We start from the raw sequence: 13,934 nt of genomic DNA, 5'->3' as shown, positions 1-13,934 counted from the left end.
ATTAAATTGTTTTAAGCCTTATTATGAAATATTATTTAACATTATTATCCTTTGTATTCTTTATTAGTTCAAGTGCTTTTTCGCAGGAAAAAGTGGTTAAGTATAAAGTATCAAGCGGTGAGACTATTAATCAGATTGCACAAAAATTTAAGGTAACGCCTTATGATATTTACCAGCTCAATCCAGATGCAAGAACAGGATTGGTGCCAAACTCTGTGCTTTTAATTCCAACAAAAACAGGAGAAGCAAAAAAAGAGGTTTCTGAAACTAAAACTCCTGCAACTTCAGGAAAGGAAATAATCCATGAAGTGCAGCCTAAAGAAACATTTTACAGCATTGAACACAAGTACGGAATTTCAGATGAAGCTTTAAAAGCGGCAAATCCGTTTTTAGAAAAAACAGGAGTTCAGATTGGACAGAAACTAGTTATTCCTGCAAAAGGATCGGCTCCAAAAACAGCAACTAAACCTACTAAAGAAAAAGGTGCTGAAAAATATATTTACCATGATGTTCAGCCAAAAGAAACAAAATTTGGAATTGCAAAACAGTACAATATGACTGTTGACGAATTGGAAAAACGCAATCCGGATATTGTTTCAAGCCTGCCAGTTGGTTACAGATTAACCATAAAAGGAACAGCACCAAAAACGGATAGTGTTCCAGCAGAAACAATAAAACCTGCTGAAAGTAAAAAACCTGCTGAAGCTTCTAAAAAAGCAGTTACTTACATGGATTATCAGGTAAAACCGAAAGAAACGTTTTATAGTTTAGGAAGAGTTTTTCATTTAACACAAGATGAATTAGTAGCCTTAAATCCGTCACTTTCTGAAGGTGTAAAAGAAGGAATGGTTTTGAAAGTTCCTGCGGGATACATAGCTCCTGCGCCAATTATAGCTGCACAAGTTCCTACTGAAAAACCAGCTGATTCTTCATTAAGTAAACCAATGGAAACTACTGGGGGTGGAATTAAGATTGTCGATAAAGTAAAATCTACAGAAAACGAAAATGTAGAAGTTGTAGAATTAACCAAAAAAAGAGGGATTAACGAGCGTAAAAAAGTTGTTTTATTGCTTCCCTTTAATATGGCAAAAGTACAAAGCGATACGTCTGGAACGGCTAACAGAATTAAAAATGATAAGTTCTTAAATATGACTTTAGATTTTTATTCTGGAGCTTTGATGGCCATTGATTCTGCAAAAACATTGAAACTGCCAATTGATGTTGCTATTTACGATTCTCAAGAAACTAAAACAACTTCTAATGTTGTAGGTTTAACTCCAAAACTTCAAGATGCAGATGCTGTCATTGGGCCATTTTACCAAAGTAACGCAGAAACGACAGCAAATATGTTGCGTTCCTATAATGTTCCTGTAATTTCGCCTTTATCAAAAGATAGTGCCAATCCGATTGACAATTTATACCAAACAATACCTTCAAATGATGTGATTAGAAATTCGGTTTTTGATTATATGCGTTCTAAAAACGGTAATATTGTTGCGGTAGTAGATAAGAAAAAAGAATCGGTTATCAATTATATCAAACAAAATCAAAAAGGGGTTGCATTTGCTTCTTTGACTGAGACTGGCGGATTGGATGTCGCTAATCTAAAAAGTTTGTTGCTGCCAAATCGAATGAATTATGTTGTAATGGAAACGGGTAATACCGCAATGGTTAAAGCAACAATAAAAGCTCTACTTGATTCTCAGAAAACATGCCAGGTGCAATTGGTGATTTTGGAACCAAATAGCACATTAGATACAGACGAAATTAGTTTTGATAATTTGGTAAAACTGAAATTAATGTATCCATCTGTTACTCGTGAGAGCGACGAACAGCCAGTTTTAATTTATGAAAAGCAGTATCGTCTGAAAAACAAAGCTAATCCAACGACTTATGCAACAAGAGGTTTTGATGTGACATTTGACACGATGATGCGTTTGATGCAGGGAAAAACATTTCAAGAAACAGCTGACTTGATGACGACTCAGCAAGTAGATAATAAATTTCAATATTATAGAAAAGAAGATGGCGGACACGCTAATAAAGGCGTTTACATCTTATATTATGATAGTGACTTAACTTTAAAAGTAGCAAATTAATGACATCAAAAGTAACCTATTTAGGAGATTTAAGAACAAGTTCAATTCACGTGCAATCAGGAAGCGAAATCATTTCTGACGCACCAGTAGATAATAACGGAAAAGGAGAAGCATTTTCTCCAACAGATACTGTAGCTAATGCTCTAGCAAGCTGCATGATGACAATTATGGGAATCAAAGCTCGTGATTTAGAAGTTGATTTTGTTGGATCTACAGCAGAAGTAACTAAAATTATGAATGCAGAACCTAGAAGAATTGGAGCAATCGAAATTGTATTTCAAATGAAAAGCAACGCTGACGAAAAAAGCAAAACTATTTTAGAACGTGCTGCAATGACTTGTCCGGTTTTTCTAAGTTTAAGCAGTGAAATCGAAAAGAAAATTACTTTCAACTGGAATTAATTTTTATTCAAATAAAATTAAGAAAGGAGGTGTCCCAAAAAGACAGCTCCTTTTTTTGTAGGCTTCGGAGAAGCAAAATATTTATAGTAAAGAATAGAGGTTTATTATAATATGTCGCTCCTCTGGAGCTTTTTCATTAAGATTATTGAAATGCTATAAATATTTTGCCCCGCTGGGGCTTTGCAATATGTTTTTATATAATGTTCACCCATTTAAAGGAGATCTTTTTTTTAGCTTCGGAGAAGCGAAATATTTATAGCAAAGAATAAATAGATGTTTACAATGTAAAGCTCCAGAGGAGCGACATATTTTTTACAATCTAAATTTTATGAACGCTCTAAAACAGACAAGAGAGCAACATCTACTTTGCTCTCTTGTCCCCACTTTAACTAACCAATAATATTTATTCTGAAAACTCTAATTTTTTAAGTTTATTCCAGCCTCCACGCGTAAAATCTGGAATTTCAACGGGTGCTGAATTATGGTCTAATGAAATTTCTGTTAATGGGCCAAGGCAAGACCATTCTGCTAAATCGTAAACGTCCATGTCAAGTGGAAGTCCTTTTTGGAGACAGTGAATTAAACGATAATCCATAATAAAATCCATTCCGCCGTGACCGCCTACTTTTTTGGCTTGTTCTTCAATTCCTTTGGCAATTGGGTGTTTGTATTTTTCCATTAATGCTTTTTTCACTTCTTCAGGAACAAAAGAATGTGCGCTCAATTTTTCGTGATTTGGTTTTACATCATCACCTAATTCTTTTCCATCCAAAGCATAACCTTCTAATGGATATTTGTTGGCAAAACCTTTTGTACCACTTAATTGATACATTCTGCTGTAGGGACGAGGAGAAGTCACATCGTGCTGAATTTGGATTGTTTTTCCGTTTTCAGTACGAATCATTGTCATCGTGTGATCTCCATTTCTAAAATCTTTAATTTCTTGTCCTGATTTTTCTTTAATGTAAGCAGGATTTCCCACGGCTTTTGTATCCATAGAAACTAGGAAATTCATTTTGTCACCACGGTGAATATTTAGTGCCTGACACGCAGGCCCCATACCGTGTGTCGCATAAACATCACCGCGGTGTTTGATATTGTAGTCCATTCTCCAGTTGTTCCAGTATTCTCCCCAGAAAGGCTGTAAACCATGAATGTAAGAACCTTCAGCATGAAGAATTTCTCCAAAAACACCTTGTTGTGCCATGTTTAATGTTGTTAATTCAAAGAAATCGTAAACACAATTTTCCAATTGCATACAGTGTTTTCTCGTTTTTTCAGAAGTGTCGATCAGCTCCCAGATTTCTTTCATAGTTAAAGCGCCAGGAACTTCTATTGCAACATGTTTTCCATCTTTCATAGCCTGAACTCCAATTACGGCATGATGTTTCCAATCTGTGGCAACATATACTAAATCTACGTTTGGCAAGGCCGTTACTTTTCTCCAAGCATTTTCGTCACCGTAGAATTCTTGTGCTTTTGGAAAACCTGCTTTGGTTAAAATCTCATTTGATTTTGCAGTATTTTCTTGAGTCATGTCGCACAACGCTACAATTTCTACACCCGGAATATGTGTCATACGTTCTACCGCACCAGGCCCACGCATTCCAAGTCCGATAAAAGCGACGCGAACGGTTGGAATTGGATCTGCGGCCATTCTCAATACATCTTGCTGTCCTTTGGCACGTGCAGGAGTTTTAGTCTTAATCATTTGTGCGGATGCAATTGTCCATCCGAACAAAAGAAAAAGGATCGTTATAGGTTTTAAGAAAGTGATTTTCATGAGTGATTATTGTTAGATAATTTTTTAAAACAACCTCTCTAATGAACCAAATTAGAGAGGTTTTCAAAAACAAAACAGATTCTAAGAATTCCTATAATTATTTTTGACTACTAAATCTTTTCATTAATGGCGTTACATGTTTTTTGGTATCGTCATCTAATGAAGCCAATGCTTTATCTGCTTCGGCTGGTGCGTATTTTGTTAATCCTGTTAATCCCGCAGCAATTACGTTGTATGATTGTTCTTTAAGGCTTTCGTCCATCAATACTTTATAAGAAGCATCGCCTGTAGAAGCTAATTTTACAATAGCATTTGCTCTTGCGATTGTTTTTTTGTCGTTTTTAGCAATATCAAGAAGTGTTTTTAAAACTTGATCTTTGTTTTGTTTCTCATTTAAATCAATTGCTTTGATACTCAATACTCTTAAATCTTCTTGAGGATCTTTTAAGCCATCTAGTAAAATAAGCTGGGATTCCTGACTTCTGTCTTTTGAAGCAAATTTTATAGCTTCAATTCGGTTATAATACGATGGCGCATTTTTATACTGAAAAAGATAATCAGCAGCCGTTTTTTTATCGACATTCACTTCTCCAACTAAGATTTTATCTGGATCTAAATCAATAAATTCAGGTTTTGAAGGAAGATCAAAACTGAAACTTTGTTGTCTTTTATCAATTAAAATATCCTTTCTTATTTTAGTTCCGTTTACGTAAAAATCAACTTTTAAAGGCAGTGTAAAGGTTTGCACCGAACTATCTTGAGATTGACTTACTGTAATGGTAACTTTTCCATTAGCGTATTTATAAGTCACATCCAGAATCGGACTTCCAGCATTATAATACCACTGATCAAAATAAGGTAGCCAGTCTTTTCCAGTTACTTCTTCCATCGATAAACGCAACTGATGTGGCTCACCAGATTTATAAGCATTTGTGGTCAAATAATGATTTAGTCCTTTAAAAAAGGCTTCATCACCCATTTGATTTTTCATGGCATATAAAATAATCGAACCTTTAGAGTAGCTGATATTATCAAACATATCGTCTGCGTTTCTGTAATGAAAACGTGCTAAAATAGGACTGTCACCATTTTTTTGAGAACGTAAATAATTCTGTAATTTTTCATAACGAGATCTGTCTTCACCATCTTGTCCGGCATCGTGCCCGTGCCAAAGCACTTCTCCAAAAGTAGCAAACGATTCATTCATGGTTAAGTTTGACCACGACTCAGCCGTTACATAATCTCCAAACCATTGGTGAAAAAGCTCGTGGGCAATGGTGCTTTCTTGATTATCATCTAATAATTCTCGTTCTGTTTTTTGTACATATTCACCATGAACGGTTGCTGACGTATTTTCCATCGCACCTCCAAAATAGTCTTTCACCACAATTTGCGAATATTTTGCCCAAGGATATTCTACGCCAAGCATTTTGCTGTAAAAATTCATCATATCTGGCGTTTTATAAAAAATCTGTTTGGCATATGGCGCATATTTCGGCTCTAAATAATAGCTGACTTCTTTACCGTTATATGAATCTTTATAGATTTTAAAATCACCAACGGCCATCATAAACAAATAAGGTGCATTTGGCTGTTCCATTTTCCAGATATCCGTTCTTGTCCCGTCTTTATTTACTTTTTGCGAGGTTAATTTACCGTTTGAAAGAGTCGTATATTTTGCCTCAACAGTCATCGCAATTTCAGAAGTTGTTTTCTGATTTGGTTTATCGATTGTCGGGAACCAGCAAGAAGAAGCTTCTGTTTCGCCTTGCGTCCATATTTGTGTTGGTTTGTCACTTTTTCCGTCAGGATTAATAAAATACAATCCGTTTGAGTTGGTAATCGATTCGCCCGCTTTGCTTTTCAATTCTGCTGGTTTTGCGGTGTAATTGATGAAAATCGTGTACTTTTCTGTGCTTTTATATTTTCTGTTTAAAGCGATTGAAAGTTCTTCGTTATCATATTTATATTGCAATGGAATATTTTTTTTACCGTCAATAATGGCGATTTCTTTAAAATCCATTCCTTTTGCATCCAACTTAAGCGAATCAGTTTCGTAGAAATGAGGTTTTAATGTAATCCATTCCTTTCCATACAAATAACGTTTTCCATAATCGAATGAAACTTCCAATTTGGTATGAATTAAATCGTGTGTTTTTAATGGAGTAGCACGGTAAATGGATAATTCATCAACCTTTTCTGCTTTGTTTTGTGCCTCTATTTTTGGACTCATCAAAACGACAAGACCCAAAAAAGTATATTTTAAAAAATGGTTTTTCATTTTTATTGTTTTTGAAAGTTCTTTACAATTTTTCGATAATTCTGACTTCACCGTCTTTTTCATCTTCACTCAAAATATTCGATGGTTTTTTGGTGTAAGACAATAAAGTCCATTGCACTATTTTATTTGTCGGATATAAATCTGCCTGAGTTTTAATCCATTTTTCAGCCTCTTGTGAAGAAGACGTCTTTTCTATTGCCCAAGCCGAAACAAGATTGTTTGCCGGAAGGAAGTTCATAACTGTATTATCCACTACAGGACGGAAAGCGACGATTTTATCTAAAGATTTAGAGGCCATTTCTTTATTTCCAAGACTGTTATAACATTGATAATCTAGCCAGTTTTCTAGTCTTTCATCTATGTTTTCGTCATACGGTTTCCCAACGCCTAAATTCTCTGGAAACAGTTTGGCATCAGCAATAAATTGTAATGCTTTTTTGTACTGCTTGTTTTTGATTTCTGCTAAAGCCTGCATCAATTTAGCTTCATGATACAATTGTCTTCCTGCTGTTGCGCCTTCAAACGGAAGAATTTGCAATTTGGTTAAGAACGAATCGGCTTCATGGTATTTTTTATTTAGCAATAAAGTTTTAGCGTAAAGCATTCCAATCAAATAATTATCTTGATGTTTTTTATAGAAAGATTCAGCCGTTGTAAGCGCTTTATCAAATTGTTTTTGAGCGATATAATGTTCTGCCAGCATTTTATGGTATCTCCAGCCTTGTGGATCCAATTTTATTGCCTGCTGAAGACTTGCCAATACGATTGAAGGATCGTCTTTGAATAAAGAAGCTTTTGCGCCATAAAAAGCAGGATCATTTGGTTTTGCACCGCCTTCTGAAAACAATCTTTTAGCTTCTGAAATGCTGTTACGATTCCATTCAATTAAACCTAAATGATATTTTAATTGGTATTGATCATTCGTTTTAATTAATGATTTCAGAATTTCAGCAGTTTCATTTCTAAAAGGGAAACTAGTTCCAGGTTTGATTTTGCTTATATCAACAGGTTTATTTTCTAAAAAGGCTTTCCAATAGATAATTTCTGCACTTGGTTCTGCAATAGAAAACACTTTTAAGGCTTCTTCTTTTCGACTGATATTATTATACCAGATTCCTAATTCAAGGAAAGTTTGTTCTGGCATTTCATTTTGAATGGCAGCAACAAATGTATTTTTTGAATCGTTTGAATTGTTCAAAAGGTATTTTTCAAAATCAGCAAAATGATTCAACGGATCCAATTTTGTAATAGTTTTTAAAACTGAATTTACTTTATCTGTATTATTCTGTAAACGATATAAAACTGCTAAAACCTGTAAACCTTCTATATTGTATTGGTTGAATATCAAGCTTTTTTCAGCATATTCAATCGCTTTTGAAAGATCGTTTTCGGCCAAATAAATTTTGCTTAAAGCGGTATAAGCTGGACTGCGGAATTCGACACTTGCAGCAGCAATATCAAAACCATCTTTTGCATCGGTATTATTTCCTAAATGGAAATTAGCCAAAGCATAAAAATAATTACCCGCAGGGTCATAAGTGTCTATCGATAAAGCTTTGCTTGCCGAATTTACAGCAGCTTTGTAATCTAATTTTCTGATTTGTAAAGAAGCCAATGCAGAAAGGGCAGGAGCGTAGTTCGGATCTAGTTTCAAACAAGCATTCAATTTATCTTCAGCCAGAACATAATCTTTAAAACTGATATAATTTTTTCCTTGCTGATACAATCCGTAAACCGAATTATGATCAAAATCTTTTGGTATCTCTACAGGACGATTGATGTTTCCATCTTCTGGAGCGGAATTCCAAACCAATTTATTGCCACCCAAAACAAATTTCAATTTATTAGAATCAACTTTTACCTGAATTGAATCTTTGAAAGTTTGCAATGTATTTAAAGCAATATCTTTAGAATATACTTTTTTGTCATTTTCAAAAACTTCAATTTTTTCATTTAGTTTTTGAAGCGGAGAAAAATAGATTTTCAGCCAGCCGTTTTCGTTTTTAATGTTGACTGAACCATAATTATTGGCTTTTACAAAACCTTTGGTCTGTTTTACAGGAAACCAATATTCGGTCCAAGTATCTGTTTGATATGGTGCAAATGAGCGCTGTTTGAAAGGCGTAAGATTACTGCCTTCGCTCGCTTGATTAAATAATCTTCCGCTTTGCACTTCTACATATTGTCCGTCAGTATCAGTTAATAATTTTTCCCAAATCATTCCTTGTTGAGACAATCCCCAAATCCAGATTTTTTTGCCCGGTTTATCATCGTGATTGCCATATCTTCCCATTCCGAAATCTTCGTCATGGTAATATCCACCAAAGAAATCATCATATTTTCCGAATACATGGTACGATTTGTAACCACCAAAATTGTTGTTTTTGTAGAACGATAAATCTTTGCCGTTTTCTTTGTCAATTGGCCATGGATGGTAATCTCCGTTATGACCAATATAAGTTTGTCCTGGATAAATAAACTGTAGATTTTCGGCCGCTTTAATTCCCGTATTCATCCAAGTATAGTAAGGCTGTTCGAATTCGGTTGTGTTAGACCAAAACGAATTTGTGGTAAAATACGCTTTATCTTTTGGCAGATTGATGTCTAATTTCCAAGAAGTTCTGGTCAATAAATCTAAAACCCCAATAACGCAGCTGATGCTTCCGTCTTCTCGGTTTATGATTTTATAATCGACAGGAGTAGCGCAGTTTGGCGTGTGTCCGATAATTCCGTAATTGCCTTCAACACCACCGCTTGTCCAAGGTCCGCGCATGGCAATGTCTCTAAATTTTACAACATGATTATTGTAAACAATATCTTTTCCTGTAGATTTTTCTATAGCAGACCAAACTTTTCCACCAATTTCTGGCAAAATCATCAGTTTGATATAATCGTTTTCAATTTCGATTACTTTCCATTCTTTCTGAACGGGTTTATCAGTAAAACCGTCAAAACGGAAATACGGATAAAACTTAGTATCAGGTTTCGGAATCGGATCAGGATCTGAGAATGGATATGTCGTAAATACTTTTTTGTATTCTTTTATAGTGGGTTTGTTTTGTGCTGAGACAAAAAGGCTTCCAAGGAGTAAAAAGGATAGTAATGGTCTAAATTTCATGATGGAGAGCTTGGTTACTTTTGGTTATTTCATAATAGTTATTGTCTGAAAGTCCCAGCGGGACGTAATATTTATAGGAATACAATTTTATGTCAATAGAAGCTCCAGCGGAGCGAAATATGTCGCTCCGCTGGAGGTTCATAAAATCGTAATGAATTATCTATAAATATTACGCTCCTCTGGAGCTTAGACTAATCGGGTCTATTAATTTACTTCACAATCAATAACCATCCTTTTCCTTTAGGAACAGTTATTTCGTCTTTTGCTGTGAACGTTTTTGCTGGCTGGAAATTGGTGACTTCTGGAGCAGTAATAGTTGCTTTTGCAGGATTGATTCCTAGTTTTTTCCAGTCAATATTTAGTTTCACATTTACATCAGCATCTGCCCAACTTGCGATTGAAATTAAAGCCGTTCCATTCTTTTTATAAACCGTTGCTAGAACTTTGTCGTTGTTTGTTTTTACAGGACAGTTTTCGCTCCAATATCCGATCATTTCAGAACCTTTAATTCCGAAAGAATCCCAAACTTTCCAGATGTTTCTTGGGTCAGCGCCGTCGCTCCAAGGCAATCTGTTTGTCATTCCGTAAACCATTCCTCTCCACGGATTTCCTCCATCTTGAAGCATTTCTCCCATTAATCCAAACGGAATTCCGCTTACTTCAGTTAAGAAAAAGTCAGGCTGATTTTTTTCGTAATCAAAATATTCTCCAAACCATAATTTATTGATGTACGGGAAGTGCTCCATGTATAAGTTGGCACTGTTATTAAATCCGTCACTTTTGTTGTATTGATTAGCACTATGCAAATCGATAATTCCAGGATGTCCGTCTTTAGTCAAAACTCTTTTGATACGTTTCATGGTGATTCTGTCAAAAGCAACGTCATCTAGATAAATTCCGTCAATACCAACATTTTGAGTCAGCCAATTCATTCCTTCCACATAATAATTGTGCCAACGGTTCATGCCACTATTTACAATCGCAGCATCTTTAATTTCAGGAACAAACCAAGCAGCGATATAATCGTCTCCAACGTGTTCTTGCAACCAAGAGAATCCGCCACCTTTTCCTGGAGAATAGATTTCGTGACCTAAACTTCTAAGAGCGAAAGTCTCATAAGCTTTATTAGAAACCTCTCTAACCGTGTTGTAGATTTTTACTTTTAATCCTTTTTCGTGTGCTTCATCGATATACGTTTTCATCTTTTTGAATTCGATAAAAGGATAATTGATATAAGGATTGATTGCATTTGCGTGGTGAATATTAATTACCGTTGCTCCAGTTTTAGCAATAGAATCGATCGGGCTGTATTTGTGATAAAACTTTGTATCCCATTGAAAATCGGTATTTATGGTATGGAAAGGCGTAATCAATAAGTTGAAGTTGTAATACAAAACATCGCCTTTTTTCATTGTTCTAGCACCGCTATATGCATTTACTAAAACTGATTTTTGGTTTGGCGCAATTGTAATACCTCCCTTATTTTCGTTACCCCATGAAGTAGGCAGTAATAAAGGTTTTTGTAAATAGAAATTAGTATTTAAAGGGCGGCTATATTTTTCGTCTCTCAAAGAAAACTGCAATCCAGAATTTACAGCACCAATCCAAGCGCCGTCTTGATTTTTATGCGCTACATCCCATTTCCAATCGAAAGTTGCAGGACGATCACCACCTTTTTGACCTAATCCCATCATGTATTTTGCAGATGTTGGCTGCATTGGCATTTGGAAATTAATGTCATTAAATGAAACATCTTCAAGAGCTGTAACTTTCACGATATAATGTACGAAACCATCAAATTCAACAGAAGCGTTAACATCCATTTGAACTGATTTTGAAGTGGAAGTGCTTTCCCAAGAAACTGTTCCAGCTTCTTTTTTAGTGAATTTTACACCGTTGTTCTTCCATTGCACTTCTTTTCCTGATGCATCAACAAAATGAAAATCGATTGGTGAACTTAAAACATCATTTGCTTTTGTAGTTACAGAAGTCATTTCTGGAGTAAAGAAAGTCTGAATTTGCGCAGGGAATCCGTTTGGAGCTAAAATTAATTTTCTTCCTAATAAAGCAATTTCAGAATTGTTTACTGTTAATGGAGTATAAGGAGCAATAACTGTATTTTCTTGCGCTAAAGTTGAGTTTAACCATTTTAGACGTGTCATTTTTTCTGGACTGTCAATGCCTCCGTTTTTCGTTACTTGGTTAGAAACCGTAATTTGTAGATTGATTTCTTTTGATTTTCCATCAGCAATTACAGTTGCTTTTCCGTTGTAAGTTCCAGCAGCAGCAGTTTGCGGAACATCGATACCGCACCACATTGCCTGAATTTTTCCTTTTGAAACAGAAACAGTATTGGTGAAAGGAGTGCCATCATATCGAGTTCCATCAGTATTGATACAGCTGATATCTTTCGCTTCGATTGTTGCGCCAGTTGTACTAACTAAATTGGTAAAAGTTACTTTTATGTTTTTTAAATCTTCAAGAGCATAAACTCCCAATTGAAAAGCTAAATATTCACCTTTCATTGCCGTATCAGAAAAGTTGTTTTGAACGCCTTTCTGAATCCATCTTTGTGGCAAATCTGATTTTAATTTGATAGAATGTTCTCTGTCTTCTGGGAAAACTAAGAAAGAATTTCCGCTGTTCTTTGCCACAAGAGCCGAAGTTTCGGCAGCTGTAGCAATTACTTCCATTGGGTAAAAACTATTGAAAGCATTCACGCTCTGAATTTCTGTTACAGCCGCATTGTCTTTTAAGTTTGCTTTTACATTAGAAAGCCATTTCGCATCGGCTTTGTCTTCAGGTTTCTGATAAATTCCCTTTGGGTAGTTTGCAGTTCCTTCGTCTACATAAGGCATATAATATACGTAATATATTCCTTTTCCAGAAATGGGTTCGAAGTAAATAGTACCGTTTTCTCGATTGATGTTTTCGGTTTTTATGTTCTGAATTTCTTTTCCAGACGCATCCTGAACGATAATTTTTTTAAGTTCTGGATTCGTGTCTCTTCTTCGCCATTCGATGGTTGTTTTAGCAACATTTCCTGAACCAGAAAAAGCAACTACAGCACGGTGATTCCCTAGTTTGTTTGGATTCCAGCTGTCATTTCCGTCTGAATATTTAATTTGTGCAGTTAGAGGAATACTGATCGTGATAAAACACATTATCAATATTCTGCTTAAAAGCGTTGTGTTGTTTAGGTTTAGTTTCATTGTATTGTATAATCAGGTTAAATAGTATATTTTGAGTTTAGTAAACGGCTTTCCATCCTTGTTTTTTCCAATAAGCTATAATAGGTTTGTAAGGGCCGTATTTATGCTGTTCTTCAGTAAAATTATCATTAAATGGACTGTGTGCATAATCGATTGGTTTGCCCATTTTGTCTGGATAATCCAATGTTTTTGGATTTGGTCTTGAATGTTGGGAATCGTCATTTACATAAGCAGCAATATCAAGCGCTTGTTTGTCTGTAAGATACGGTTTTCCAAGCAGTACTTTATCATAAGGCATGTTGCTTTTTAACCATTGTGCCTGTTTGATTACGCGGTGCATGCTTGAACCAGGCTGATAACCGTATTGTCCCCAAAGTGGAGGGTAGGTGTAACCCGATTTGTCGGCATTGTAAACTCCCTCGCCATTATTTCCGTGGCATCTTGCACAGTTCTCGGCAAATAAAACTTTTCCTCTTTCTGGGCTTGCGGCAACATCTGGAAATTCGATTTCTAAATTTTTGGCTCCTTTAAACTTACCGTCTTTTGGAACAAATTTACTGATCCATTTAAAGTAAGATAAAAACGCCACCATTTCTTTGCTGTCCAACGGAAGCGGTTTTCCAGAATGCGGACGCATAATGCAGTTATTAACTCTTTCTGCTAAAGTAAGTACTTTGTTTTCGCGTCCGCGATATTGTGGATAATTGTCATGTGAAGACATTAAATTGAATGCATGAGGTTTTGTTCCCGCATCTTGATGACAATTGGTGCAGTTCATTTTATTGCCTAAATATTGTCCGTTTTTTCCGTTTGGTCCAATATAATAAGCGGTTTTCATCATTAATTCTCTTCCATAGCGAACCGATTCTCCAAATTGATCGTCTGGAATTTGAGAAGTATCAACTGTGATATAGCCTTCATCTTCTTCTCCTTCTTTGATTGTATTTGAAGCTAAAGTCTGTGAATTTGATTTGGTGCAGGAATTGAAAACAGCCATTGATAATGCTGAAAAAAGTCCGATAAGAATTGTTTTTTTCATG

7 protein-coding genes are annotated in these 13,934 nt (G+C 35.5%); 2 read left to right on the top strand and 5 right to left on the bottom strand.

Going from position 1 to position 13,934, the window contains the following annotated elements:
• Positions 1-23 precede the first annotated feature (23 nt).
• Positions 24-2,099 carry a LysM peptidoglycan-binding domain-containing protein gene (locus LPB248_RS03970; RefSeq protein WP_177210286.1) on the top strand — a complete coding sequence of 692 codons (2,076 nt, stop codon included), beginning with the start codon at positions 24-26 and terminating at the stop codon, positions 2,097-2,099.
• Positions 2,099-2,500, top strand: coding sequence for an OsmC family protein (locus LPB248_RS03965; RefSeq protein WP_111378679.1), 402 nt, complete (start codon positions 2,099-2,101; stop codon positions 2,498-2,500). The genes LPB248_RS03970 and LPB248_RS03965 overlap by 1 nt, the downstream gene beginning before the upstream one ends.
• 403 nt (positions 2,501-2,903) lie before the next feature.
• Here LPB248_RS03965 and LPB248_RS03960 read toward each other — a convergent pair whose 3' ends face one another.
• The 5 genes from LPB248_RS03960 to LPB248_RS03940 all read right to left on the bottom strand — a co-directional run bounded on the left by LPB248_RS03960 (position 2,904) and on the right by LPB248_RS03940 (position 13,933).
• A complete protein-coding gene (locus LPB248_RS03960) occupies positions 2,904-4,283 on the bottom strand; it encodes a Gfo/Idh/MocA family protein (protein WP_177210285.1) in 1,380 nt (459 codons plus the stop codon).
• A 97-nt stretch (positions 4,284-4,380) separates the two neighbouring features.
• Positions 4,381-6,564, bottom strand: coding sequence for a M1 family metallopeptidase (locus LPB248_RS03955; RefSeq protein ID WP_177210284.1), 2,184 nt, complete (start codon positions 6,562-6,564; stop codon positions 4,381-4,383).
• 22 nt (positions 6,565-6,586) lie between these two features.
• Positions 6,587-9,682 carry a DUF5107 domain-containing protein gene (locus LPB248_RS03950; RefSeq protein WP_177210283.1) on the bottom strand — a complete coding sequence of 1,032 codons (3,096 nt, stop codon included), beginning with the start codon at positions 9,680-9,682 and terminating at the stop codon, positions 6,587-6,589.
• Positions 9,683-9,891: 209 nt separating this feature from the next.
• Entirely contained in the window at positions 9,892-12,894 is a 3,003-nt protein-coding gene (locus LPB248_RS03945) for a glycoside hydrolase domain-containing protein (protein ID WP_255463007.1), read from the bottom strand.
• A gap of 37 nt (positions 12,895-12,931) precedes the next feature.
• Positions 12,932-13,933: a c-type cytochrome gene (locus LPB248_RS03940; RefSeq protein ID WP_177210282.1), complete on the bottom strand. Its 1,002-nt coding sequence runs from the start codon at positions 13,931-13,933 to the stop codon at positions 12,932-12,934.
• Position 13,934 lies beyond the last annotated feature (1 nt).

This window comes from Flavobacterium sp. LPB0248, from assembly GCF_013388355.1.
Taxonomy (GTDB): Bacteria; Bacteroidota; Bacteroidia; order Flavobacteriales; family Flavobacteriaceae; genus Flavobacterium.
This window is presented reverse-complemented; position numbering and strand designations above follow the sequence as displayed.

Excerpts from the sequence above, each read along its gene's own strand:
- LPB248_RS03970 (WP_177210286.1), top strand. The coding sequence starts at position 24 with ATGAAATATTATTTAACATTATTATCCTTTGTATTCTTTATTAGTTCA.
- LPB248_RS03965 (WP_111378679.1), top strand. The coding sequence starts at position 2,099 with ATGACATCAAAAGTAACCTATTTAGGAGATTTAAGAACAAGTTCAATT.
- LPB248_RS03960 (WP_177210285.1), bottom strand. The coding sequence starts at position 4,283 with ATGAAAATCACTTTCTTAAAACCTATAACGATCCTTTTTCTTTTGTTC.
- LPB248_RS03955 (WP_177210284.1), bottom strand. The coding sequence starts at position 6,564 with ATGAAAAACCATTTTTTAAAATATACTTTTTTGGGTCTTGTCGTTTTG.
- LPB248_RS03950 (WP_177210283.1), bottom strand. The coding sequence starts at position 9,682 with ATGAAATTTAGACCATTACTATCCTTTTTACTCCTTGGAAGCCTTTTT.
- LPB248_RS03945 (WP_255463007.1), bottom strand. The coding sequence starts at position 12,894 with ATGAAACTAAACCTAAACAACACAACGCTTTTAAGCAGAATATTGATA.
- LPB248_RS03940 (WP_177210282.1), bottom strand. The coding sequence starts at position 13,933 with ATGAAAAAAACAATTCTTATCGGACTTTTTTCAGCATTATCAATGGCT.